The 24,923-nt window shown below is 37.8% G+C and carries 19 protein-coding genes; 16 read left to right on the plus strand and 3 right to left on the minus strand.

Going from position 1 to position 24,923, the window contains the following annotated elements:
• The first annotated feature begins 10 nt into the window (after positions 1-10).
• The 16 genes from rpsL (at position 11) to ODZ84_RS23220 (ending at position 20,540) form a co-directional block, all read left to right on the plus strand.
• Entirely contained in the window at positions 11-424 is a 414-nt protein-coding gene (gene rpsL / locus ODZ84_RS16155; protein WP_002983146.1) for a 30S ribosomal protein S12, read from the plus strand.
• Between the two features lie 23 nt (positions 425-447).
• The gene (gene rpsG / locus ODZ84_RS16160) at positions 448-924 is read left to right on the plus strand and encodes a 30S ribosomal protein S7 (RefSeq protein WP_266173450.1); all 477 of its coding nucleotides are present in this window, start codon (positions 448-450) and stop codon (positions 922-924) included.
• A gap of 6 nt (positions 925-930) precedes the next feature.
• On the plus strand, positions 931-3,048 hold the full coding sequence (fusA, locus tag ODZ84_RS16165) for an elongation factor G (RefSeq protein WP_266173451.1): 2,118 nt from the start codon (positions 931-933) through the stop codon (positions 3,046-3,048).
• 16 nt (positions 3,049-3,064) lie between these two features.
• On the plus strand, positions 3,065-3,370 hold the full coding sequence (rpsJ, locus tag ODZ84_RS16170; RefSeq protein WP_002661363.1) for a 30S ribosomal protein S10: 306 nt from the start codon (positions 3,065-3,067) through the stop codon (positions 3,368-3,370).
• A 149-nt stretch (positions 3,371-3,519) separates the two neighbouring features.
• Positions 3,520-4,344, plus strand: a complete 825-nt coding sequence (locus ODZ84_RS16175) for a GLPGLI family protein (protein WP_266173452.1) — start codon at positions 3,520-3,522, stop codon at positions 4,342-4,344.
• A gap of 79 nt (positions 4,345-4,423) precedes the next feature.
• On the plus strand, positions 4,424-4,912 hold the full coding sequence (locus tag ODZ84_RS16180) for a low affinity iron permease family protein (RefSeq protein WP_266173453.1): 489 nt from the start codon (positions 4,424-4,426) through the stop codon (positions 4,910-4,912).
• A 154-nt stretch (positions 4,913-5,066) separates the two neighbouring features.
• The gene (locus tag ODZ84_RS16185) at positions 5,067-7,286 is read left to right on the plus strand and encodes a zinc-dependent metalloprotease (RefSeq protein WP_266173454.1); all 2,220 of its coding nucleotides are present in this window, start codon (positions 5,067-5,069) and stop codon (positions 7,284-7,286) included.
• 427 nt (positions 7,287-7,713) lie between these two features.
• Positions 7,714-9,273 (plus strand): T9SS type A sorting domain-containing protein, encoded by a 1,560-nt coding sequence (locus ODZ84_RS16190; protein ID WP_266173455.1) that lies wholly within the window; start codon positions 7,714-7,716, stop codon positions 9,271-9,273.
• Positions 9,274-9,275: 2 nt separating this feature from the next.
• Complete coding sequence (locus ODZ84_RS16195) at positions 9,276-12,356, plus strand: RHS repeat domain-containing protein (protein ID WP_266173456.1); 3,081 nt, start codon at positions 9,276-9,278, stop codon at positions 12,354-12,356.
• A 6-nt stretch (positions 12,357-12,362) separates the two neighbouring features.
• Positions 12,363-15,968: a DUF6443 domain-containing protein gene (locus tag ODZ84_RS16200; RefSeq protein ID WP_266173457.1), complete on the plus strand. Its 3,606-nt coding sequence runs from the start codon at positions 12,363-12,365 to the stop codon at positions 15,966-15,968.
• Positions 15,965-16,360 (plus strand): hypothetical protein, encoded by a 396-nt coding sequence (locus ODZ84_RS16205; protein WP_266173458.1) that lies wholly within the window; start codon positions 15,965-15,967, stop codon positions 16,358-16,360. The genes ODZ84_RS16200 and ODZ84_RS16205 overlap by 4 nt, the downstream gene beginning before the upstream one ends.
• Before the next feature lie 346 nt (positions 16,361-16,706).
• Positions 16,707-18,641: an RHS repeat-associated core domain-containing protein gene (locus ODZ84_RS23215; RefSeq protein ID WP_323136753.1), complete on the plus strand. Its 1,935-nt coding sequence runs from the start codon at positions 16,707-16,709 to the stop codon at positions 18,639-18,641.
• Positions 18,642-18,643: 2 nt separating this feature from the next.
• A complete protein-coding gene (locus tag ODZ84_RS16215; RefSeq protein ID WP_266173459.1) occupies positions 18,644-19,027 on the plus strand; it encodes a hypothetical protein in 384 nt (127 codons plus the stop codon).
• A 215-nt stretch (positions 19,028-19,242) separates the two neighbouring features.
• A complete protein-coding gene (locus ODZ84_RS16220; RefSeq protein ID WP_266173460.1) occupies positions 19,243-19,632 on the plus strand; it encodes a hypothetical protein in 390 nt (129 codons plus the stop codon).
• Positions 19,629-20,096, plus strand: a complete 468-nt coding sequence (locus tag ODZ84_RS16225; protein ID WP_266173461.1) for a hypothetical protein — start codon at positions 19,629-19,631, stop codon at positions 20,094-20,096. The genes ODZ84_RS16220 and ODZ84_RS16225 overlap by 4 nt, the downstream gene beginning before the upstream one ends.
• Positions 20,097-20,207: 111 nt before the next feature.
• Positions 20,208-20,540, plus strand: a complete 333-nt coding sequence (locus tag ODZ84_RS23220) for a hypothetical protein (RefSeq protein ID WP_323136754.1) — start codon at positions 20,208-20,210, stop codon at positions 20,538-20,540.
• Between the two features lie 109 nt (positions 20,541-20,649).
• Here ODZ84_RS23220 and ODZ84_RS16235 read toward each other — a convergent pair whose 3' ends face one another.
• From ODZ84_RS16235 to ODZ84_RS16245, 3 genes are read right to left on the minus strand one after another with little or no spacing between them, the layout of a single operon-like run.
• Positions 20,650-23,355, minus strand: coding sequence for a hypothetical protein (locus tag ODZ84_RS16235; RefSeq protein WP_266173462.1), 2,706 nt, complete (start codon positions 23,353-23,355; stop codon positions 20,650-20,652).
• A gap of 34 nt (positions 23,356-23,389) precedes the next feature.
• Positions 23,390-24,373, minus strand: a complete 984-nt coding sequence (locus tag ODZ84_RS16240) for a hypothetical protein (RefSeq protein WP_266173463.1) — start codon at positions 24,371-24,373, stop codon at positions 23,390-23,392.
• A complete protein-coding gene (locus ODZ84_RS16245) occupies positions 24,373-24,786 on the minus strand; it encodes a hypothetical protein (protein ID WP_266173464.1) in 414 nt (137 codons plus the stop codon). The genes ODZ84_RS16240 and ODZ84_RS16245 overlap by 1 nt, the downstream gene beginning before the upstream one ends.
• Between the last annotated feature and the right edge of the window lie 137 nt (positions 24,787-24,923).

A 24,923-nucleotide genomic window follows, 5' to 3' on the forward strand; every position in this document is an offset into this window, starting at 1 on the left:
AAGCAATTAAATGCCTACTATTCAACAATTAGTAAGAAAAGGAAGAGCCACGCTTGCCAAGAAGAGCAAATCGGCTGCCCTTGATTCTTGTCCACAAAGACGTGGTGTATGTACGAGAGTATATACTACTACACCGAAGAAACCTAACTCTGCCCTTAGAAAAGTGGCAAGGGTAAGACTTTCTAACGGTAAAGAAGTGAATGCCTATATCCCGGGCGAAGGACATAATCTTCAGGAGCACTCGATAGTATTGGTTAGAGGCGGAAGGGTGAAAGACCTACCGGGAGTACGTTACCACATCGTAAGAGGTGCTTTGGACACCGCTGGTGTAAATGGAAGAACTCAGAGAAGATCTAAGTACGGAGCTAAGAGACCTAAACCAGGACAAGCTGCTGCAGCTCCTGCAAAAGGAAAGAAAAAATAATCATTAAATAAGGTACAGAAGCAATGAGAAAGACAAAAGCGAAAAAAAGACCGTTGTTACCAGATCCGAAGTTTAATGATCAATTGGTAACAAGATTTGTAAACAATTTAATGCTTGACGGTAAAAAGTCAATTGCATTCAAAATTTTCTATGATGCATTGGAAATCGTAGAAACTAAAAAAGGAGACAGCGAAAAAACTGCCCTTGAAATCTGGAAAGATGCACTTACTAATGTAATGCCTCACGTAGAAGTACGTTCCAGAAGAGTAGGTGGAGCTAACTTCCAGATTCCTATGCCGATCAGAGCAGACAGAAAGATTTCTATGGCCATGAAATGGTTAATCCTTTACTCTAAAAAGAGAAACGATAAATCTATGGCTTTGAAATTGGCTAACGAGGTAGTAGCTGCTTCAAGAGAAGAAGGTGCTGCTTATAAGAAAAAGAGTGATACTCACAAAATGGCGGAAGCGAACAAAGCTTTCTCACACTTTAAATTCTAATCTGAAATGGGTAGAGATCTTAAATTTACAAGAAATATTGGTATTGCTGCGCATATTGATGCCGGTAAGACAACCACTACAGAAAGAATTTTATTTTATACAGGGGTAAACCACAAAATTGGAGAAGTTCACGATGGTGCTTCTACAATGGACTGGATGGAGCAGGAAGCAGAAAGAGGGATTACGATTACTTCTGCTGCAACTACTTGTTCTTGGAACTTTCCTACAGATCAGGGAAAACCTGTAGCGGATACTAAGCCTTACCACTTCAACATCATCGATACCCCGGGACACGTTGACTTCACCGTAGAAGTAAACAGATCTTTAAGAGTATTGGATGGATTGGTATTCTTATTCTCTGCCGTAGATGGAGTAGAGCCTCAGTCTGAAACAAACTGGAGACTTGCTGACAACTACAAAGTTGCAAGAATGGGATTCGTAAACAAAATGGACAGACAGGGTGCTGACTTCCTTAACGTGGTAAAACAGGTTAAAGAAATGTTAGGATCTAATGCCGTTCCAATCGTTTTACCAATCGGTGCTGAAGAAGATTTCAAAGGTGTAGTAGACTTAATTAAAAACAGAGCAATCATCTGGGATGAAGCAGGACAGGGGGCGACTTTTGAAGTTGTGCCTATTCCTGAAGACATGAAGGCTGAAGTTCTTGAATACAGAGAGAAATTAGTAGAAGCTGTAGCTGACTACGATGAGACTTTGATGGAGAAATTCTTCGAAGATCCGGATTCAATCTCTGAAGACGAAATCAACGAAGCTTTAAGAAAAGCGACGATCGATTTATCTATTATCCCAATGACTTGTGGTTCTTCATTCAAAAATAAAGGAGTACAGTTTATGTTGGATGCAGTATGTAAATACCTTCCTTCTCCATTGGATAAAGATGACATCAAAGGTACTGACCCTAGAACTGACGCTGAAATTACAAGAAAACCGGACGTAAACGAGCCGTTCTCGGCTTTAGCATTTAAGATTGCTACCGATCCTTTCGTAGGAAGATTGGCATTCTTCAGAGCATACTCTGGAAGATTAGACGCGGGATCTTATATCCTGAACACCCGTTCAGGAGATAAAGAAAGAATCTCAAGAATCTACCAGATGCACGCGAACAAGCAAAACCCGGTAGAATATATTGAAGCTGGTGATATTGGTGCTGCAGTAGGATTCAAATCTATCAAAACCGGTGATACGATGTGTGACGAGAAAAACCCGATCGTTCTTGAATCGATGGTTTTCCCTGATCCGGTAATCGGTATCGCTGTGGAGCCTAAAACTAAAGCTGACCAGGATAAAATGGGTAACGCATTAGCTAAATTGGCTGAAGAAGATCCTACATTTACGGTAAGAACTGACGAGGCTTCAGGACAAACGATTATCTCTGGTATGGGTGAGCTTCACTTAGATATCATTGTAGACCGTATGAAGAGAGAATTCAAGGTTGAAGTAAACCAGGGACAACCTCAGGTAGAATACAAAGAAAACTTAACCAAAGTTGCTCAGCACAGAGAAGTTTACAAAAAACAATCTGGTGGTAAAGGTAAATTTGCGGATATCGTATTTGAACTTGGACCTGCTGAAGAAGGTAAAATCGGTTTGGAATTCATCAATGAGATCAAAGGGGGTAACGTTCCTAGAGAATTTGTTCCTGCTATTGAAAAAGGCTTTAAAGCTGCAATGAAAAACGGTCCTTTGGCTGGTTTCGAAGTTGAAGGTATTAAAGTAGTTCTTAAAGACGGATCTTTCCACGCAGTGGATTCTGATGCACTTTCTTTCGAATTAGCTGCTAAACTTGGTTTCAAGGAAGCTGGTAAAGCTGCTAAACCGGTAATCATGGAGCCTATTATGAAACTGGAAGTTGTAACTCCGGAAGAATATATGGGTAACATCATCGGTGACCTTAACAAGAGAAGAGGTACTATCAGCGGTCAGGAAGAGAAAAACGGAGCTGTTGTTATCAAAGGTTCTGTTCCACTTTCTGAAATGTTTGGATATGTAACAACTCTAAGAACACTTTCATCAGGAAGAGCGACTTCTTCTATGGAATTAGAGAAATATTTACCAACTCCACAAAACGTTGCTGAAGATATCATTGCTAAAGCAAAAGGTTAATTTTTAAATTAAAGAAATGTCACAAAGAATCAGAATAAAACTAAAATCTTACGATTATAACTTGGTAGACAAGTCTGCTGAGAAGATCGTAAAAACGGTAAAGGCTACCGGTGCTGTTGTAAACGGACCGATTCCATTGCCAACGAATAAGAGAATCTTCACGGTGTTGAGATCTCCGCACGTAAACAAGAAGGCAAGAGAGCAGTTCCAGTTATCAGCTCACAAGAGATTGATGGATATCTACTCTTCTTCCTCTAAAACTGTTGATGCTCTAATGAAATTAGAACTTCCTTCAGGAGTAGACGTTGAAATTAAAGTGTGATAACTTGCATACTTTGCAATGATTATAATAAATCCGTTCCTTTTTGGGGCGGATTTTTATTTTGTCCTGAATCTTCATTACTTTCCCTGTAATTTAATTTTTATTCAGTAGATATCAGCTATCATTGTATCTTTGTCAAAAATAATACTGTGAAAAGAATTATAATACTGATGTTATTGATGAGTTTGAATATACAGGCGCAGACTCAGAGATTTATTTATGAGATGCAGTTCAGAATGGACAGCCTTAAAGAAAACTACGAAAAGATCAGCTTTGCACTGGACGTGAATCCGAAAGATGTCAAATTCTATGAGTTCAGTTATCTCAAGACAGATTCCATCAATAAAAGCCGCGGAAATTATGAAAACCAATATGGAAGTTGGTTTCCATCCTTATTGCGGGACAGGAACTCATTTAAAAATCAAAATTATGAACTCATTGGTCATGATATGTTTTCGTTTCCTTCAGAAGATCAAATCAACTGGACGCTGACAAATGATACAAGGAAATTTGGGGAATATACATTACAGAAGGCGACGGCAAATTTCGGAGGGAGAAGCTGGACCGCCTGGTTTACCAAAGAGATCAGTATTTCTGAAGGACCGTATAAATTCCGCGGACTTCCGGGACTTATTTTCCAATTGGAAGACTCAAGATCTCAGTATATTTTTACTTTGATTAAAAATATAAATCTAGCTGAAACTTACAGTACAACCGGATTTATAGAAACCTACTACGGAAGAAAACCCTTAGAGATTTCTGAAAAAACCAGAGTCAGAAAAAAACTGGAATTTTATAATGATCCGTTACACGATATGCGAAACAGTTACAAAGATAATATGCAGGGCGAAATGTTTGTCATGGGAACCAAAATCACCAGCAGGGAACAGTTTAATGAGCTCAGTAAAAAGCTTCAGGAGATGATTCGTAAAACAAACAATCCGATTGAACTTGATAAGGCGATGGCCTATTAAATCCTGAAGCATTGATATAAGTGCAGATCTGCTGTTTCGGCGAAGTTTTTGATGCTCTTACGGTACTAAAATTAATGAAATGGCAGAAAAGAATCAGGACATTTTTGAGAGGTTTTCCAATTGGGCAACTAAATTCACAGGAAGCTCCTACGCATTTATCGGAGCAACACTTATTGTTTTGGTCTGGGCAATCTCAGGACCGGTTTTCAAATATTCGGAAACATGGCAGCTGGTTATCAATACTGGGACGACCATTATTACCTTTTTAATGGTTTTTCTCATTCAGAAAGCACAGAATAAGGACTCGAAGGCGATCCAGATAAAACTGAACGAACTTCTCGCCGCCAACGAAAAAGCCAGCAACAGGATCGTGGATATCGAAGACCTTACTGAAAAAGAACTTGACGACCTTCACTGTTACTATGAAAAGCTGTCAGATTTTGCTGAAGAGGACGAGGATATCCATACTTCACATTCTATAGATGCCGCCAAAAGAAACCAGGATTATAAGCATGAGTTTTTTAAACTGAAACATGAGGAATGGCTGCGGAAACAACAAAAAAGATAATTCACCAATTTTATAATTCATTATCTTAACGTATTAAAGTTAAAATAATAAATAGATATCAGGTATTTAATTGTTAAAAAGACGAATTTTCATGTATTATAATTAAAATATTATTTCAAAAGATTACTTTTGCTTGCCTAAAATTTTAGTTTACATGAAAAGACAATTATTTTGTTTAATACTGGTAGCAACAGCGGCTATGGCTAATGCCCAGTGGACTAAAAGCGTTCCCACACGCGAAGTAGTCAAAAAAAGTGATAACGCCGTGTATTACAAACTTGATATTAATAAAATCAGAACCCAATTGCTTACTGCTCCCGAAATTGGGAAAGGAACCGGAAGTGCTACGATCAGTATCCCCACATTAGAAGGAAAAATTGAAAGATTTGCGGTGAATAGTTTTCCGGTAATCGATCAGGAGCTGGCGGGTCAGTATCAGTTAGGATCATATGTAGGCGTCGGAATTGATGATCCGACAAGATACATCAGATTCAGTATTGCTCCCAATGATTTTCAGTCGATGATCATTACCAATGGGAAGTATGAATTTATAGAGCCTGCAACAACGGATAAATCATTTTATTCTATCCACGGAAAATCAGGTAAAAACGGTCATGCATTCACCTGTAGTACTAAGGAAAGTGCACAGTCGGTAGCCAATATGCAGAAAATGATGGCTTCTGGAGCTGCCGCAAAATCCGGAGATAAGAAATACCATACCTTACGGTTAGCCATGTCGGTTACGGGAGAATATACTTCTTTTTTTGGGGGAGCTGCCCAGGCTCTGGCCCAGGTAAATGCAACCCTGACCAGAGTGAATGGTGTATTTGAGCAGGAATTTAATTTACATTTAAATATGGTAAGTGCCCCGAATCTGATCTTTACAAGTTCTACTACTGATCCTTACAGCAATGCCAGCCAGATGTGTAAATGGAATAATGAACTGATGAATGTTCTTCATGGTGGAAACTATGGGATAAATGACGCAGGATTCGATATCGGTCACCTCTTTGGAGCCAGTGGCGGAGGCGGAAATGCAGGATGTATCGGATGTATCGGAAGCAATGATGTTTCTACGACTTCTTATTCCGCAGCCAACGGTGGATGCGGGTATGCTTATATAGCTCCGGATAATTACAAAGGGAGTGGTATAACTTCTCCGGCAGACGCTGTACCCATGGGAGATACTTTTGATATAGACTACGTAGCTCACGAAATAGGTCATCAGCTGGGAGACTCGCATACCTACAGTTTTTATGAGCAGTTTATGGATACGGAAGTAGAACCCGGTTCAGGATCTACCATTATGGGATACGCTGGTATAACCGGCAGTACGACAGATCTGCAAAGTAATTCAGACCCTTATTTCCACAGTGTAAGTATCGATCAGGTACAGGCCAATCTGGCTGCTGTGACGGCAGATGTGGAAACACCGATCATAAACAATCCGCCGGTTATAACTGCGATGAATACCGTTTATACTATTCCCAAGTCAACACCATTTGTATTAACGGCCAATGCAACAGATCCGGATGGGGATGCGCTGACCTATTGCTGGGAACAGATCAATCCAAGTATATTAGATAACGGAGTAACGAAGTCTAATATCGGAAATACCACTTCAGGAGCTAGTTTCAGATCCTGGTCTCCGACATCAAGACCGACACGATATTTCCCAAAACAGGCTACCGTTCTTAGCGGTGCTGTAAAAAATACAGCCGACTTTGAAGCTGCTTCTACAGTGGCCAGAACCACGAATTTCCGGGTAACGGTAAGAGATAACAGAGCCGCAGGACAGGCCCAGACAGCGTATGCCATACAGACGGTTGTGGTAGGTTCGGCAAGTGCATTTACTGTTAATACACCAACATTAACGCCCAATTCAAATTCTACAATTACCTGGAATGTTTCAGGAACAACAGCAGCACCTTATAATGCAGTCAACGTAAAAATTGAGTATACTGAGGATAATGGATCCACATGGAATACCTTAGCCGCTTCCGTTCCGAACAGCGGTTCTGCAAGCATCTTTATTCCTGCTTCATTAGCCAATAAAACGGTTTACATCAGGGTTTCTGCGATCGGAAATGTATTCTATGCTGTAAGGCAGGCAACGGTAGGGAGTCTGGCTGTATCAGAGGTAGGAAATATCAAAACAGTTCAGATCTATCCGAATCCGGCAGACGACGTATTGAATATTAAAAATGTTTCTTCAAAAGCGGTGTATGAAATTTACAACGCGGCTGGCCAGTTAATTATTAAAGGTACGGTAGGTGACGCTAAAATTGTAGTAAGAGATCTCGTAAAGGGTATTTATTTTATTACAGTAGACAATAATGGTACTGTGCTTCATAATAAGTTTGTTAAAAAATAATCAGTTTTCAATAAGCTGAAGAAGGTGTATCACAACTAAACGATGTGGGTTGAGGATCGTTTAAACGAAAACCTTTCTCGTATAGGGATACAGGAAAATTTCAAAAAAAAGGCCGTTTTCACGAGTTGTGAGACGGCCTCTTTTTTTTGTTTCCTACCTTTTGTAATATTTCGGCATCTTTAATTTTTAACACGACTTATTTTGTCGCCGGGCAGCACTACTTTTACCAATCATAATAAAAATCAATACGTTATGATGAAGAAAAAGCATAAATCTCTTGGCCGGAACAATAATTAAAATTATATTTACTATGTAAACAACACAAAAAAATTATAACGATGAAAAATTACCTTAAGAGGGATGCCTTTCTGCGGCATCGCCATCCATCCACCATCATCAGCAAAATAAATCATTAATCAATACGAATATGAAAAAACTCTACAGGAGTGCATTTTTCTTATGCACTATTTTAAATTTTTCTGCCCAGGAAGTAATCTGGCAGAAAGACATCCAATCCAACACCCAGGATTTCCTGAGCCAGGTCACTACGACCATCGACGGGCAATACCTAATTTCGGGAAGCAGCATTCAAAGTACGAAGATACCGTCTGGAGGTGGTAAACAGAACAAGGGTTATGAATTTCATTTGGTTAAACTCAACCAAAAAGGCGAAGAAGTCTGGGAAAAATATTTCTCGGGACAGAATCACGATTTTTTATCGGCAACAGTTGCTACGCAGGAAGGTGGTTTTCTTTTGGCAGGAACTTCATTTTCAGGAAAAGGATTGGATAAAAAAGAAGACTCGAAAGGAGGATCCGATATATGGTTGGTCAGAATTAGTCCTTTTGCTGAAGAAATGTGGCAAAAAACGATCGGCACCGCTTCTGATGAAGAGGCGAGAGCGGTGATCCAGACCACCGATTTAGGCTTTTTTGTAGCCGGAAACATTCAAAATTCAGCCAAAGGATACGGATCGAAAGACGTTCTGATGGTAAGACTCGATAAAAATGGGAAAGAACTGTCCCAGCTGATTCTGGGCGGAAAAGGCCTGGATGAAGTGGAGAAAATGATCCCGACAAAAGATGGAGGTGCACTGCTAGGGATATACTCAAGAAGTGCAGCGGGAGGCTCCAAGAAGACCGAAAACTTCGGGGAAGGCGACTATTGGATCATAAAACTTTCCAAAGACGGAAAAGTGGAATGGGAAAAGAACTTCGGAGGAAAAGGAGATGACCATTTAAGAACACTGGCACTGACTTCCAGCGGCTATATCGTTGGAGGAGAATCAAGATCGGAAAGATCGGGAAATAAATCCGTCGGGATCACGGAAGGAACGGATGTATGGTTGATTTCGTTAAATAACAGGGGAGAAGAAGTCTGGCAGAAGTCCTACAGCTTTAAAAACAGGGATGTGCTGATGGGAATGAGTGTCATTGAGAAAAAAGAGAAAGGAGAAAAGAATAAAGACCTGACGACAGGGATTTTACTGGGAGGTTATACCCAGGCAGAGGGCAGGGTAGAGGCCGATGATGAAAAATTCTGGATGCTGTACGTGGACGAAAACGGAAATGAGCAGTGGAGAAAGCATGTGAAAGGGCAGTCTTCTAAAAAAGAGGAACGGTTATCTGATATTAAGCTCAACCGGGACGGCTCCATTATCCTGGCAGGCACCAGTGCCGACGAACTGGGAAAAGAGAACTGGAAAATTGTAAAGCTGGGAGATCAGCAGATTGATCAGCTGATCGAGAAGCAGGATATTAAGATCTACCCGAACCCGGTGTCGGATTATGCGTACGTAGAGATTGGGATAGATTTTACGGATGCGGAGATTATAGTGTATGATATGGGCGGAAGACAGCTGCAGAGTCTGAAAACCAAGAATAAGGTGACTAAGATCAATACACAGAATCTGATTCAGGGCGCTTACCTGGTGGTCATCAAAACGGATACGGATAAAACGGCGAATGGTAAACTGATTAAGAAATAATTATGAAAAAATATATTTTATTAATAACGCTTTATTTTACAAATTTTCTTATTCATAGAGTAAATGCACAAGAAAATATTGAAATTTTACCGGCAAATATAAATTTTAAATCTCCACAAGCTTCTGAAATGGGGAGATATGGAAATATTGGAAATAAACTAGCGGTTGGAGAGCTCGATTTGAACATCCCATTAATTTCTTTAAATACAAAGTATTCAAAAGCAATAGATGTTTATTTAACTTATAATTCTAATGGGTTCATGCCATTCAAGGCACCAGGTATAGTCGGGATGAACTGGAATCTATTTCAAGGAGGGGTAGTAAATAGAAAAGTAAATGCAATTGTTGATGAGTATATCTCAGACAGTCCCGGAACAAAATTTAGTGGCTTTTTAACAGGAGTAAGAACAGATCCGAAAAACAAGTATTGCTTCTATGATTTTAGCTGTTTAAATATCGGAGGATTAAACTTTGGTATTGGGTCCAATAATTCTGGAAGATACGAAGGCGAACCTGATTTATTTACCTTTAATTTTATGGGATATTCTGGTGAATTTATGATTGGGAATGATGGAAACCCCGTTGTAAAAAGTTCTGCTGGAAATCTAAAAGTTGACGTATCAGGAATTGTATCATATTCGACCTTACAAAGATACAAAAACAAGCCCGCATCTGTGATTGTTTTTACCGATGATAGAGGAATTAGATACTATTTCGGAGAATCAATTGATGCAATTGAATTCACTACTAACCTTTCAGATGTATTCCATTCATTAAGTTCTACACCAAGTGTTAACAACTCCTGGTACTTGACAAGAGTTGTGTTTCCAAACAATGAAGTGATAAATTTTTCCTACGATAAACTAAATCTTAAAAAAAGTAGCGGACTGGATTATTCAACTGATCAGGAAATAGAAAGAGATGCTTCCAATAACTATTATAACCGGAGATTTTTAAGGTCTTACTATTTTACGGAGTTCAGTGGTGTACATTCTAGTACGGTTAATTGCGGAAGTAACTATGGATGTTTGTATGGGTATAACTCAGCAAATGGTTATAATACGACTAATCAAATACAAAAAAAAGCTTATATAAAAGAGATCGCATATAATGACCAGAAAATTACCTTTACTTATTCGGATAGGGGATATAAATTCTATGAAGTAGACGCACTGAAAAATGGTAATGAAATTGTTATTGATAATATTGTTTTAACTAACAATACAAGGCAAATTAAAAAGATACAATTCAATTATCAAAATAAGGGAGGAAGCCATCCTAGAACATTTCTGACAGGTTTGAGCATAAATAACATAGAGAATTATGCTTTTGATTATTATAAAACCGATAATCTGCCAAGTCCTCATACTTATGGAACTGATCATTGGGGCTATTGGAATGGTACAGCTCCTTTACAACCAATATATCCTGCTCACAGCATTGACATTAATACTGGCGAATATCAGATTGTTGGTACAGAAAAAGATTCAAATCCTAACTTAGCCGATGTATCGTTATTGAAAACAATCTCATATCCCACAAAGGGCTCAACTGAATTTATTTTTGAGCCTCATCAATATTCGAAAAGAATTGAGCGAAACCTGCAAACCAATTTCCTTCAGGGTCTTTATAATAAATCAGGTATTGTTGGAGGTGCACGAGTAAAGCAAATAATTAATAAAGATTCTAATGGTAATATCCTGTATGAAAAAAATTACAAATACACTGTTGATTATAACTCTGATGTTTCAAGTGGAATATTAAATAATTGGCCAAGATACGTTTATGCTTATAAGGAATATCTGAGCGGCACCCAATATAATACACTGACACATTGGGTTTCATCTAATTTGATTCCTGCCAGCCTTGAGAATGCCAATATTTATTATAAAAAAGTGTATGAAATTATAAACGGGAAAGGTTATAAAGAATCATATTTTTCTAATTTTGAAGATACTTCTGATGATTACTCAAATTTGGGAATGTATCGAATTGTGTTGGGATCAGGAACTGAAGCTACTGCCCAATATCAATTTAGACCCTATAATTTAGTCAAGAACCTGCATGGAATATATCCAAACTCTAAAAATAATTTCAGAGGAAATCTTCTATCAGAAAAATATTTTAATAATAACGGACTACTACTTAAAGAAATTCAGAACGTCTTTAATAATGAAATTGATAACAGTATAAATTCAAAATATGTTGTTGTTAATCATGAAACATGTTTGTTCTACGCCCAGAATTATAAATATTTTTTTAATTCTCCACAAATAAAAAAAACAATAATAACTGATTTCTATAATACTGGCAGTACCAGTACTTATACCGAACAAAATTATGAAGAAATTCTTCAAAATAATTTATTATCAAAAAAAACGGTTTCAGCTGAAAATGTAAGTCTTCTGACCGAATATAGGTATGCAAATGATTCAGGAAATCAGTTAATGATTTCTAAAAACATGATTGGCATCCCATTAGAAACCACCACGACTCAAACCAGGGGTACCACCACCAGAACTTTATCTAAAACGGAAACAATTTATCCCCTTAATCAAACAGAAGCCAATGCAAAAACCTCAGGGCTGGTATTGCCATTATCCTTAAAATCTTTTGACCTTCAAAATCCGGCGTCTGCGACCACAGAAGTCATCTATGATCAGTACGATTCCACAGGGAATATCCTTCAATATACTACTAAAGACGGTATTTCCACTACCATCATCTGGGGTTACAACCAAACCCAGCCCATTGCCAGGATTGAAGGAGCAACCTATACACAGGTTCAGAGCTTAGCATCCGGTATTGTCACAGCCTCTGATACCGATGCTTCTGCAGCACCGAATAATGATGAGACAAGCTTATTGCAGGCATTAGATGCTTTTAGAAACAATTCTGCACTATCAAGCTATCAGATCACTACCTATACCTACGATCCTTTGATCGGAGTAAGAAGCATCACGCCACCCTCAGGGATCCGTGAAGTATATCTGTATGATACCGCGAATAGGTTAAAGGAAATCAGGCAGGACTCCCAAACCGGTAAAGTCTTGAAAGAATTCAAATACAATTATAAAAACTAAAACACGATGAAAAAAATATTAATCCCGATAGGAACACTGCTTCTATCCAACATAACGTACGGTCAGTTATCTCCGACAGAAAACTATGTATACAGCAAAACGTATTTAGATTACAACGGAAATACTCCCACCAAAACCTCAGAAACCGTCCAGTATTTCGATGGCCTGGGACGGCCAAAACAGATCGTGAATGTCAAAGCTTCGCCACTGGGAAAAGATGTGGTGACCCATATTGAATATGACGGATTTGGAAGGCAGACCAAAGATTATCTTCCCATCCCACAATCCCAAACCTTAAACGGGGCTATTTTCCCGACGCCACTTGCCAATGCTTCTGCGTCTTACGGCTCAGAAAAGATCTATGCGGAGAAGATTTTGGAAAACTCTCCGTTAGACCGTATTCAGCAGCAGATCCAGGTGGGAACGGACTGGAGCAACAAGCCGGTGAAATTCGATTATGATGCCAATGCAGTAGCCGATGAAGTGTTTCAATATACCACCACAACCACCTGGGAAAATAATGCCACCAGATCCACGATCAGTTATACCGGAAATTACGGAGCCAACCAGCTGTATAAAAATACGGTCACCGATGAAGACGGAAACAAAACCATTGAATTTAAAAACGGTCAGGGCCAGGTCGTTTTAGTCAGAAAAATCAACGGAACCGAAAAAGTGGATACCTATTATGTATACAATGAGTATAATCAGCTGGCATTTGTGATCCCTCCGAAAGCAGCCGTCGCTACAGACCTCAACACTGTGATGGATGATCTCTGTTATCAGTACCGGTACGACGGCAGGGCAAGACTCGTGGAAAAGAAAGTCCCGGGAAAAGGCTGGGAACACCTGGTGTATGATAAAGCGGACCGCCTGATTTTTACGCAGGATGCTGTAATGCGTGCTGCCGGAAAGTGGCTTTTTACCAAGTATGACTCGTTTGGAAGACCCATTATTACAGGACGTGTTTCGGGAACCGACCGAAACGATATGCAGAATGTCATTGGGAATAATCTTATTCTGACCGAGCGCAGAGATGCAGCTGGCTTTACAAAAAACGGGATGCAGATCTACTATTCCAATGACAGTTTCCCGTATTTTGATACAGCACTCACGGTTACTTACTATGATACGTATCCCGCCGGTTCACCCGCTGTCACCAATGTGTTCTCACAGGAGTTTCTGACTGATAACCATTCCAATACCGTATCCACGAAAGGATTACCGGTAGCCAACTACGTTAAAAATATTGAAGACGACAGCTGGACCAAAATCTACACCTGGTATGATACCAAAGGAAGAAGTATAGGCTCAAGGAGTGAGAATCATCTGGGAGGCTATACGGTGGTAAATAATAAGCTTGATTTTGCAGGCGCTGTCCTTCAGACCTACACCTACCATGCAAGAAAAGCGGACGAAGCAGGAGTTACCGTCAGGGAACGATTTGTTTATGACAACCTGAACAGGCTGAAACAGCATTATCATCAGGTAGACAGTAACCCCGAGGAATTATTGGCAGACCATACCTATAATGAGCTTTCCCAGCTGACTAATAAAAAAGTAGGAAACAACTTACAAAGTATTGATTATGCGTATAATATCCGTGGATGGCTGACTGATATCAACAAAAATCAAATGACGGTGCCCGATTTAGGGGGTAAGTTGTTTTCCTATAAAATTAAATACACGGGCAGAGACGGAATAGAAAATCCCGGCACAGCACAGTTTGCAGGAAAAAATGTGCTTCCAAGATATAACGGGAATATTGCGGAAGTAGATTGGAGGTCTGTTGAAACACCAGGTGTAAATCCTTCTTTAACACCAAAGAGATATGGCTATGCGTATGATAAGCTCAACAGATTAACGGCCGGATATTACCAAAATCCTGACAATGCCTACAGCGCTGAAAATACAGAATCCCTGGAGTATGACCCGAATGGAAATATAACCCGGCTCTACAGGACATCGGTCATCGAAAATACGAATAGCCTGACGCCTACTACCATTGATAATCTGTCTTACACCTACCAGGGAAACAGAGCCACGACCATCAATGATAATGCGCATAACCCTAGTGGCTATGAAGGGGGCGGACGGACCATCACCTACGATTTGAATGGCAATATGAAAAGCATGCCAGATAAATATATCTCAAATATCGATTACAATTTTTTGAATCTTCCCAGTAAAATACATCGCGGAATCACGTTGGAGTATAAATATAGCGCCAATGGGGTTAAGCTTCAAAAGATAAACCCCAGAATTGAATGTGGAATTATGGATTGTTATACGGTATCGGATGTTACAGATTACCTGGACGGGTTCCAGTATTTTACCAGCACAACGAATCGTAATAACGGTGGAAGTTCTGAACTGCTTTCGTTATCATCAGCATCTTCCCGGGCAATGGAGATACAGGCATTTTCGCCTGAAGCAAAGAAGCTTCCTGTTCCATCATCCATCGGTCTGCAGTTTTTTCCGACAGCAGAGGGTTTTTATGATTACCAGAAAAAACAGTATATTTATCAGTATAAAGACCATCTTGGAAACGCGAGAATAAGTTTTACCAGAAACAGCCAGTCGCAGGCTATAGAAATCACCGATGCCAATGATTATTATCCTTTCGGGATGAATCTTCTGAAAACGGGTAGTGCAATGTTTGGGCAGAGTTCGTACAGGAATTATAAATACAATGGTAAGGAGCTACAAGAAACCGGAATGTATGATTATGGGGCAAGGTTCTATATGCCGGATATTGGACGATGGGGAGTACATGATCCATTAAGTGATGCTACTTTTCAACCATATAGTTATACAAATAACAACCCTATTTTTTATACCGACCCAACTGGAATGATTTCTTATCCAACTAACAATAATTACATTGCAAGTACTGATGTTGTTAGAAATTCCAATGGAGCCTATACTGTTGTAGGAGCCTATGATGATGGAGATACCAATATATATGTTGTTAACAACGAGAAAGAGAGAAAGAGAACAGGTGAAGTAATAGGAAAAACAATGCGTCCTTGCGATTTCTGTACGACAGATGATGAAACTGGTATTTATAAGTTTGATAAAAAAATATCTGGAGTAACCTTTAATTTAAATAACCTTACTGTTTCTGGAACTGCAAAAGATAAAAGTGGAAGAAGCGCGGAGTTAGAAGATTTAGATGCTGTAGGTCTTTTGCAATGGATTAAACAGTATTATATGGATACCATTAATGAAGATATGCCAGGAACACCATATGGCTGGCTTCAGGTATTAAGAGAATTATCGGCTAATGGTTCTATCTTGGATGTGAAAGTAAGTATGGGGTTATCTCCTTATACAGCAATCGGAAATGGTAAAAATGCCAAAGGAAAACCAATAATTACAACGCTTAGAGCAATGGGAAATATGGGATTTGGTGCAAATATGCTTTTAGCAAAACCTCCAATTGTAGGAAAGAATTTTTGGTATGGAGCTATTATGAATCAGGCAGGGCAATATAATCAGTCTCAAAATGGAGGCAACGGTTACAATAAATATTTTCCTTATTTTGGAGAACATTCTTATTCCGGAGGATATATCTATTTTGGTTATTTCAGACAATTTTATAAAAAATGAAAAAGTATTTAATTTTATTTTTTAGTCTTGCACTGTTTGTAGGATGTAAAGACAAAGATGCAGACAAAAAAGATCGTCTTTACTTAAAAGAAATACCAGTGAAAGGAAAAACCATAGAATGGTTCTATTATTCATTAATTGGCAATACAACCGCTGATTTTGTATTACTTTATGACCCGGTAAACGATAAGAATGATACTATTATAAAATCTACAAACTTAAAAGACGTTAATCTTTCTGGCAATAATATTATCTTATTGTTTTATGGAAAGCCTGAAAAATATAGTGAACCAATAACTGTAAAAAGTAATATAGCAGGATTTAATATTAAAGTAGATACAACTGCAGTATTTACAGGATATAAACGTAGAGAATCTTATCTAAAAAAGTAGATAAAAACAACCCGATTACTATGACTTACACAAATAAAGATAAAAAATTAGGGTTTTCTAGGCATATAAACCCCCGCTGCGCAAAGTCCTCGACTGTGAGCAAATAAATAAAGAATAGGCCGTTTTCACAAGTTGTGAGACGGCCTCTTTTTTACATAATCGACTGCAATTTAATTGGTTTAACAAAAGCATACAGGAGAGCGAAGACGTGTGTCTGTCGTTTTCTTATAGTTTTTGTATATCTAAATTTTAGAGCCAATATTTTTATCCAGTAATATCGGTAGATCCTACGAGATAATCCGCAGAGTCCGGGGATAGGCTGACCCAGATCAACGATCCGTCCAATTTGGGCAATGATCTGTTTGGTTATAAAATCAATTACAACCATGTCGAAGGTTTGGAGAATCCGAATACCGATTTTATGGATCTGAAAGTAAAGCCGAAATACAATGGAAACATCGCTGAAGTATCCTGGAAAACCTTAACAGAAGATAATGAGCCTTTAAAAAGGTACGGTTATGTGTATGACAATTTAAACCGTTTATCAGCTGGATTTTATCAGAAACAGGGTGCTGAGTCGGCGCGTGAATATTTTGAAAGACTGGAGTATGATCTGAATGGAAACATAAAAAGACTGCAAAGATCTGATGGACTGGTTTCAGGAAATACCGCTTTAATGATCGATAATCTTAAGTATGATTATGCAGGCAACAGGCTCACAAAAGTAACGGAAGAACAGATTGGTAACAGCAGGGGCTATCCTTATTTGACCACGCACAATACAATAGGATATGATGATAATGGAAATATGACCAGTCATTTAGACAAGGGAATTTCGGCAATCAAATATAATTACTTAAATTTACCAGAGCAGATTACCCAAATGACCTTGACCTTGACCCAATTTATGGGACAGTCTAAAATAACCCGTTATACCTACCGGGCAGACGGAGTAAAAGTGAAAAAACTCTTTGGTGACATTGAAACAGATTATCTGGATGGATTTCAATACAAGTCTACAACACCATCAGAGGAAAATGCAGGTTTGGTGACTGGTGGAATTATGGTTGAGCCTGCCCCAAATCAAACAGCAGTAATAAAATTAAGGATTATTCCTACTTCCGAAGGATATTATGATGCGCTTAACAAGCTCTATATTTATCATTATACAGACCATTTGGGAAATGTAAGATTGAGTTATGCAGATACCAACAAAGATGGTTCGATTCAGCCACGGCAATATTTTCAGAGTCTGTGTGACAATATACCATGGGATCCGTGGAATCCCCCAAGCTGCATCAGTATCTGGAAACCGGGCGAGATTGTGGAAGTTAATAATTATTATCCGTTTGGTTTACTGCATCATTATACACTGACTACTCAGAATGCGTACCAGTACAAGTACAACGGAAAGGAATTGCAGGAGACGGGGATGTATGATTATGGTGCAAGATTTTATATGCCTGATGTAGGCAGATGGTTTAGCCAAGACCCTTTGAGCGAAGAATATCGTAGATGGTCGCCATACAACTATACAATAAACAATCCAATTAGTTTTGTCGATCCTGATGGACGTGGAGTAGCAAGTACAGGTGTGAGGGACAACAAAGATGGGACTTACACGGTTGTAAATGCTAAAAATGATGGAAATATAGGAGTTTATATAACTGATGAGAAGGGTAATTATGATATAAACTCAAGCCAAAAAGTTGCTGAAACCCATCTTCCAACTGAATTCATGCAGGCAAATAATATTACGGGTAAATTTGAAGGACATATAAATGCAACCTTTAGCCTAAATCCAGAATACAATATGAAGATTAATGGAAAATCATATAAAAACTTAGATGGTAATGACATTAAAAATATTTATGTCAATTTGTTTAAAAAACTGACAAAGGGTATGGGCTGGTATGATACTCTTTCATATTTAAGAGATAATTCAGGAAATAGTAAGAAATTTGATATTAAAGCGAGTGTTGCTGGTTTCAGTCCAGAAAGTGTAGTTATGCTTGATGGAAAACTAACAACAATTAGAGGATTAGGTAATGAAATATTTGGAGCTAACATGAACGTAGCAGCAGATAAATCTCCATTCCATCAAGACTTTTTTTATCATCGAGTAATGCCAAGAGTAGGGGCTTACAATCAATCTCAAAATAAAGGAGCTACAGGATATAATTCAGGTTGGCCATTCTATGGAGAACATACATTTTCAGGATCGTATATTTTTCATGGTTTTTATGGGAGATTCCCTTACAGAACCGATATAAAATATTAAAAATGAGGATATTATTTTTAACAATTTTAATTTGCCTATATAGTTGTAAGAAAGAAAGGACAACTGAGCAAGAAAAAGAAAACAGAATTATTGTTAAAACTATTGATAATGGAAATCTTAAGGCAACTTTTTTTCAAATAAGTACAATATCAGATATCACAAATTATGTTGCTATAGAAAAGAACAATAAAGAAGATATTATTTTTCATGGAAACTTCGGTTCTGTGATCGATATTTATTTTAAAGGAAAAGATACTCTGTATCTAAAATGCTATAAACCATCTTCTAATATAATATATAAATATAAAGAGAATCTAAATGGGATAAAGGTTTTAAAAGATACTCTTATCACTGAAAAAGAATATAAAGAAAAAACTCGCAATTAATAACAGAGCCACTTAGATTTATTGATCTAGATGGTAGACAGGTTGAGGATTGGAGAAACAAAAATGGACAATTAGTTTATGATCCTAAAGCAAATGGAGGGAAAGGAGCTTATGATAGAAATTTTGGAGATGGATTACGTAATTCTGGAGATGTTGGAAATAAACAATTTCAAACGTTAGTGAATTCTGAACATCCTATCACCGTTAGTTATAACATGGAATCTACAGTTAAAGATAGAGGAGGATACCAATTAAGGGTAACAGGAAATGCGATAGAAGGACGAAAGATCAATACTAAAACAAATGAAGTAGTGGATGTTATAATATCCGAATCCAATATCACAATAAACGTTGGAGTTATTTCAGAATTTGTTTCTGATGTTAGAAGTGGAAAGCAAGACGCAACAGAGAAAGGTGAACAAATAATCAAAGAAAATACTAAACTTACTGCATTTGATATGGCAATAGCTGTTTTGGGCCATGAAATAGATCATTCGCAAAGTAAAAATCAAACAGATAAAGCGAATGGCAAAAATCCAGAAACAATACCAACTCAGAAAGCGGAACAAATTTTACATGATATTGCAAATAAAAAAAAACAATGAAAGGCATTAAATTGATTTTATTGATCATTTGTTTTGTTCTAACAAATGCTCAACAAAAAAAGGACTCTATTATACATATAAATAGTAGTTTCTTAGACCATAACGGAATTATAATTAAGCAAAAAATAGCAGATATAATTTTAAATAAAGAGCAAACTAATTTGATTAAGGAAGATAAAGTAAAATATATAAACAGACATTTTTTTATTAATGAAATTCTTGATAAGGGTTTAGTAAAAGAGAATAGTAAGGGAATATTTATAATTATTCCATCTATTAGTCATTCTCCATATTACCTCTTGTTGTTGGATAATAAGGTTAAAATTATTAACTTAAAAAATCTTACAAAAACAATATCTGAAGTTTTATCTTACTTCAAGAAGACAAATTTTTCAGAAGAGTTAAAATACAAGTACCTTATAGAAATTTTAAAATTTTATAAGATAAACAAAGAAAGCACTTAATAAGTAGCTCTTTGTATGGTTCGAGTGTCCCGCTTGTTCCTTTGAAGATAAAAGAAGTCGTCTCATTTCAAAATGAGGCGGTTTTTGCTCTTAATTTAATTGAAAATCGCAATGGAAAAATCCGTAAATACACCAAAAATAAAATGTCGTTTCCAAACAAATGACGCTGTAATGAAATCAGTCTATCTGGCTTTAAAAGAAGCAAGTGGTGCTGATGAAAGATACCTGAGAGATTTTATATATTTTACTCAAAGGGGTCTTTACTCTTTTGATAAGACTCATTTAAATAATTTTACTGATAATCTGTATCATCTGGTTACTACTCCAGTAAAACCCTTAGAAGTAACTGATTTATCTCCGGATATTTTAGATATTTTGACACAAACCAAAATTGAAGATAATATAAAATTAATAAGCGATTTGGATGTTCGTAAAATAATATAAGCAAAATTTCTCCTTATTGACTATACTACACCCTAAAATTAATTAAGTTTTATATCAAAAAAACCGTCTCAGCTTTTGCCGAGACGGTTTTTATCATTTAATATTAAAATTATTTCATAAAATAATCAAAATAAGAGCAGCTTCCCATTAAATTTTTTGCCGTTTCCGTACCGGAATACTGGGTTTTTAACAGGGCAAAATAGGTTCTGAACTTTTGATTTTTCAGGCGGTCCATTTCTTGCTGATGGGCATCGGTTTTCTCAGTATATTTTGGATCTGAATAATCTATCTTCACCGGGTTTTTGGCTTCATACTGGTAATACTTGCCCTGCTCTGCGCTCGCCATCTGGAACAGGATTCTTGCTTTTTGTTCTTTATTGGCAGAGGCATCCAGAGCTTTCTTATAGTAGCTTAGCGCGAGATCAAAATTGTCAGGCTCTATATAAGTAGTATTAAGGAAATTTTTATAATAATACTGGTATGGATTTTTTCGGTCAGTATTCCAGAAATCATATTTTCCTCCGTTGGAATTATCAATGTCCATTACAAACAGTTGCCTGTAATACCCTAAAATAGAAGTATTATACAGGAGGTTACCGATCAGCTGGTTGGCTTTTGCGGCCTTTTCGTCTTTTCCTGTACCCAATTTTTTCAACTGAATAAGCGCATCGGCCAGTTCCAGTTTATTCATCTTTGGCTTAATGAATGGGAACGGAGAATAATCTTCTTTGGCCATACTTGTCTGCTCATCGCTTTGGTAGCTTTCCCACACATTATGACCGAATACAAGATCAGAAATATTGGCATACCCGTTATACTGGGTGGCTTTATATTGCAGAGGGGTCACCTTCTTGGCATCGTAATTCCATTCAGACCGTGGAATTCCGCTGAAGTTTCCGGCTTTCTGATAATAGGATTTGGCCTTCTCAAAATCAGCCAGCCTCATCGCACGGTCTCCGTAAATCAGCGCAAAAAACCCTTCAATATTGCCCACATCATCCATATTCTTAGCAATGATCTGCTGTTCAAACTGGGTTTTATTAGGTTTTCTGTAGAATTCTTCAACACTTTTTACTAAGCTTGAATTCGGATTGTACTGCAGATCCGAAAGCTTATTGTTCATTAAAAACGATTTTCCGTCTTCCCCCTGTAAGAAATAGCGGTTGGCCATTACGTCCTTAAGGAAGTCGGCGGTGGAAGGAACTGTTCCGTAATAATCATACTCATCCGTTGCAGCCGTATCTTTTTTAACCTCTTTTTCTACGAAATACTCAGCATAATCTTTTATCAGGTGATCTTCATAAGCGGCATCGATCTTTGGCTGAGAAACAATGTCATTAAGAACTTTCATTCTCTTTATTTCTTCCAGATACTCGGGATGGGTTGTTTTAATATCATTCAGAATTTCCGTGCTTGCCTTATAATCTTTTTTCAGGAACTTTAAATACGCGTCTGCAATCTGCCAGTATTCATCCTTCGATTTTTCTTTTGTCTTTTCGGTAAATTTTTCCAGGTCGTCCAGGTAATCCTTTGTCTTCTCATCGTACCAGTAATTATTTTTGGTGTAAAAAGGAATTCTGTCCGGATTGTTGAGCAGCTCATCATCACTTTGGTCAGACTTACCATCAGCAGTTGCCGGATCAGACTTAATGCCGAACAACTTTTTAAAGAAACGTACGATCTTCTGCCAGAAAGATAGCTTTTCCTGTTTTACTTCCGATGCTTCGGACGGACTGCTTTCCGTTTTGCTTTCAGATGTCTTGTTGTAGCCGGAAGATCCGTGGGTTTCATTGGTGTTGTAATAATAGATCGGCAGGTAGCTTCTTTCCAGCTCGTTAATGCTTCTCACGGCCATCACTTTCAGCATTTCGGAATCAGGATTAATGTCGTACATTTTTTCCATGATAGGAATCGGGTTATTGAAATCTTCATAGCCCAGAAGAAAATAGGCCATATTTTTTTCTTCATTTGTGCCGGCCCGTTTCATAATATTATTAAATGAAGCGGTATCCGATAGTTTCATCGATACAAAAGCAGATTCCTTACGGCTCTTACTGTTCATGAAAACCTGGAAAAAGTTCCAGTTGGCATCGGTATTCATCTGCAGGCCCCGCTGAGCGCCGGCAAGCTGATCGAGAGCCATAAAATAAACACTGCCTCTTAGCTTTACAGGCTCAATATAGGTTTTAAAAGCCTGGGTCGCGGCATCATAGTTCCGGGTGTAATGATTGAAACGGACGAGCTGATAGCCATACCGCTGCTTAATTTCCAGATTTTGTGCCGCATTGTACAAAGAAGTTAAAGCGGCAATGGTTTTATTATAATCAAGTTGCGTGGCATTTTTACCATTCTGATTTCCGTCGTAATAAAATGAGTTTTCATTTTCGACAAAATTGATCCTCATGAAAGGCTCCAGGTACTTAGCCTCAATCAGATAATCAATTCCTTCACGGTATTTCTGATAAGAACCATTACCCAGCTTCTGAAGTAACGGATTGGTGGAGGCTCCTTTCTTCAGATCATTAAGATCATTCATTCCCATTTTGTATACCAGGAAATCAGTCTCGGAATACGTCAGCTGATTATTAAAGTATTTCTTCCATGATTCTACATTTTCATCAGGAATCTGAGACTTGTTATAATCCGTATAAAATCGGGTAGAGTAGCTGTGTAAAAAAGGCAGGTAGGATTTATCTTTAATGATGCTTTGCGTAAACAGGTTAAAGTATTCATAATCCGGATCAGACCAGGCGCAGGCATCGGACTTGGTATAAAAAAGAGAGACTACGGCGAGTGAAAGAATATACTTTTTCATATCGTGAGTGGTGTTTTTTGAGTTTATGGTGGTTTTAAAAATTAAAATTCCGGCCGGTTACAAATTTACTATCTAATTGATAATAAATAATATTGAATTGCGGTATTTTTTCCTCAAGGAAATCAACCACTTCGCGAAGCTTCTGATCAGAGATCTCTTCGGTCTTTATTCTGAATCCTTTATTTAAGTAATGCCCGAAATAGAATCCGTCTTTCATCACTTCCGCTTCGTTGGCTGAAATTCTTCTGAAATCCGGGTTGTCAAGGTCTTTATCAGATAGAGCATTAATGAGTTTATGTTTTTCCAGGTGATTCGTCACAATTCCCCACGAATAGATCGGGAGCGCGACTTCAATTTTTTTGATGGGATAATCATCTGCCTGTGAAAGATAATTTTTCAGAATACGGACATCCAGAATCGAGTTTTTATCAGAATTTTCCAAAGGAGAAGAAGTGGAATAGCACATCAGATATACTTTGCTTACAGGCGGAATGCCCATCAGGTTTTTATCTTTTACCTGGTGAAGACGCAGGGTGCAGGTAATTTCTTTTCCGGATATTTTTTTTAACTCCTGTAAAAATGCGAAATAATCATCCCGGGTTCCGGCGGTCCAGTCACAGTCGATCTGAATCTCTCCTGAATTTTTCAGTTGATATTCGGCGGTCTTTTTCTGAATAAGATCTAAAACGCTTTTCGCTAAAAAATGTATTTCTTCTTTTGTGATATACAGGAAAGTTCTGTTGGTTACAAATATGGTAGGAACGATCTGTTGAGCCGTTTCAAAGCTTTTATCTTTCGTAATAACACCGACCGGCTGAAATTTTCCGTCGATTTTGTCAACATCGAAAAATCTTGTATACACATAAGGCAGACCTGCCTTTTTCAATGCTGTTTTCTCAGATTCACTCAGCGAAAGCCGCGTTTTCCAGTAATAGAAACCATAAAGATGATCCTTTTTGTTATTGCAGGAGAACAGGAAAATAAGAATCGAGACAAAAAAGAGTTTAAGATACTTCATTATTGAAACAATTCGCCTTCACATTCACAGTTTGAGCTTTCCGTTTCCGCTACCGAACAGCAGTCTTCCGATTTCATGATATTTCCTTTTTCGTCGGTGAAATAGATTTTTTCTTTATTAAACTTAAAATTCCACTTCTCATTGTATTTTTTAAAGTGTACTTTCATAACACCGGTGTGATATTTTCCCACGTTGATATCTTCAGAAGTTTCTGTGCCGTCTGCCTGATTCACCTGTACATATCCGAAATGGACATCGCCGTTTTTCTTGACATCTACATAATAGGCAGGAGTTCCGCTGCCTCCGAATCCCTCCAGAATATTGAAACTTCTTTTTCCTGTAAAAGGAGTTTTTACCTGAGCGAACGATAAAATGCTGAAGCATAACATCAATAAACCAAAAAGCTTTTTCATATAAATAATTTTTTCAAAATTAAAAATATCTAAGCAAAAATTACACCGTAAAATCCCGGGGATTAGCCTGACGGAAGGTTTTAATACAATAACACCGCTCCGGAATGAAGCATGGTATATTTATTTGCATTAAATTG

Source organism: Chryseobacterium fluminis (genome assembly GCF_026314945.1).
Classification (GTDB): Bacteria; Bacteroidota; Bacteroidia; order Flavobacteriales; family Weeksellaceae; genus Chryseobacterium; species Chryseobacterium fluminis.